1 protein-coding gene and 1 pseudogene are annotated in these 2,401 nt (G+C 43.4%); both read left to right on the forward strand.

The genetic code is table 11. The features are described 5' to 3' along the window. The first annotated feature begins 133 nt into the window (after nucleotides 1–133). Nucleotides 134–1,360 (forward strand): annotated as a pseudogene (locus QUA45_RS28525) (ISAzo13 family transposase). A gap of 601 nt (nucleotides 1,361–1,961) precedes the next feature. Continuing rightward, complete coding sequence (locus tag QUA45_RS28530) at nucleotides 1,962–2,312, forward strand: transposase (protein ID WP_333101276.1); 351 nt, start codon at nucleotides 1,962–1,964, stop codon at nucleotides 2,310–2,312. Nucleotides 2,313–2,401 lie beyond the last annotated feature (89 nt).

Here is a 2,401-nt window from a genome sequence, read left to right on the forward strand (position 1 = left end):
AAGAAGGGTTTTTTCAGAGAATAACTCAGGCACAAATATGATTTTATGTCAACTTAATTTAGATGCGTTTACCCTGCTTCCAGTCCCCGGAAAGGGTAAACTGAATTAAGGCTAACGCACAAAAAAACTCAACGTGCTAGAACTAACTGAAACCCTCAAAGCTTGTCTGTGGCAAACAGCGAAAACGCTCAAAGGTACACAGCGACGAAGATTTATGGCCCAGATAGTCCAAGAATTAGGGAATTGAGGTCAACGCCAAGCTCAAACAGAACTGGGGTGGTGTCGAGATACCATCAGAAAAGGACAACGAGAGCTAGAAACAGGGCTAAGTTGTATTGATGCCTTCAAGGCCAGAGGCCGAAAACCAGTGGAAAGCAAGTTGCCTCAGCTAAGTGAAGACATCAAAGCCATCGTGGATAGTCTTGCGTCAGACCGACCCCAGCTTCAAAAGCACTCGTTTGTATACACGAGTCAGTGGCGCCAAAGTCAGGCAACAACTGGTAGAGCAAAAGCACTACCAGGAAGCTGAACTACCCAGCAACGAAACTATCCGTCAGCGGTTGAATCAGTTGGGATATCGCCCGGCCAAGGTAGCGAAGACTCAGCCTCAAAAAAAATTCCCGAAACCGATGCCATCTTTGAGCAGTTGAGTCAAGTTAATCAGCAAGCTGATAACGACCCGACAACTCTCCGACTCTCACTTGATGCCAAAGCCACGGTGAAAATTGGTCCCTTCTCCAGAGGAGGTAAGAACCGGGTGCCAACTTTTGCCTGTGATCACGACTTCACCCCAAAAGCCAAGTTGACTCCCTATGGAATTTTTTTGCCTCAGTTAGATGAGTTGTTTTTATATTTCACCACCTCAAAGGTGACTAGCGACTTCATCGTTGATATTTTGGAATCGTGGTGGGAGAGTAACCGTTACCGTTTTACTCATATCCGCACATTACTACTCAATCAAGACAACGGACCAGAGAACCATTCCCGACGAACTCAATTGATGAAACGTCTTGTGGAGTTTTTCAGTAAGCACCAGTTGAATCTGCGTTTAGCCTACTACCCGCCCTACCACAGTAAATACAATCCTGTTGAGCGCACTTGGGGAGTGTTGGAAAACCACTGGAACGGTAATATCCTTGATGATATTACCACCGTGCTGCATTTGGCTGAAACGATGACTTGGAAGGGTAAACATCCGATAGTCAAACTCGTGACCTTGACTTATCAAACTGGGGTTAAGCTCACAACTCTGGAAATGGCTGAAGTTGAAACTCAGATTCAGCGTCTTTCCCAACCTGTTGGGGATAGCCTCCCCAATCTCGGTAAGTGGTTTATCGATATTGTTTACAGTACCGCTTGATTTTGGACGAGTTTTTTATTTGGTAGTCCCTAAATCAACTTTATTCAACCTAAAATGCGATCGTGCGTTAGATCCCAGCAGCCGTTAAAATGTTGCTGGGCTCTGGCTATTTTGTTTTTTGATTGCTCGTTGCTACTATCATCTCCGGGCGAGCGCTTGACCCAAAATGCTTACTTGTTATCAGTCAAGGGCAACGAAGTAAGCGCGTTGCCGAAAGGGCTGGATTTCAGGGGGCGACAAGCGCCCCCGAAGCCTTACAGGCAAAACTTTTCGCGCGATCGAGCCGCCTCAAAAATTTCTGCTTATTGACATAATAATCTCTTGAGGGAAAAGAATACCCAGTTGTGATAAAAAAGTAGGGTCCTGTTAATACCAGAAGACCCAAACCAATAATATGTTGCCCTTATTCTATCACTCGATACTTGAAAAATATCTGACACCAGCACAATTACTTACTCTTCAAATGCTAGTCTGGTTGTTACAGTCTCAAAAATAAGTTAGAATAGAACGATTAGCTGCCACCCTACAATTACCCATATTACAAAGTAGTCGACGCCGTCACATACAACGATTTTTACAGATTAAAGAACTCAGCATATTGGTGCTGTGGTTCCCGCTCGTCAAAGAAGCGATCTCCCGCCAGCTCAAAGCTGGGAGTCAATTAATCATTGCATTAGATAGAACCCAATGGAAAGAGTATAATGTTTTAATGGTAAGTGCGATCGTTCAAAAAAGAACATTTCCCATATTCTCGACACTATTAGATAAACAAGGGGCTTCAAATCTTGCCGAACAGCAACAAGTATTGCCTCCGGTAATTACGCTCTTAAAAAAATATAAATTAATCATTATTGGTGATCGAGAATTTCATAGCATAGAGCTGGCACAATGGTTACACCGCCAGCGTGTGAGTTTTGTCCTCCGTCAAAAAAGCAATACTACTTTCCGATAAAAAAACAACCGACTCTCCTGAACTTATGGTTATAAGTTTATCTAATCAGACCAGCAAGCTAATACGCGATTCCTAAAATTATTAAAATT

Origin of the sequence: Microcoleus sp. Pol12A5, assembly GCF_036701435.1 — a bacterium.
Lineage (GTDB): Bacteria > Cyanobacteriota > Cyanobacteriia > Cyanobacteriales > Microcoleaceae > Microcoleus.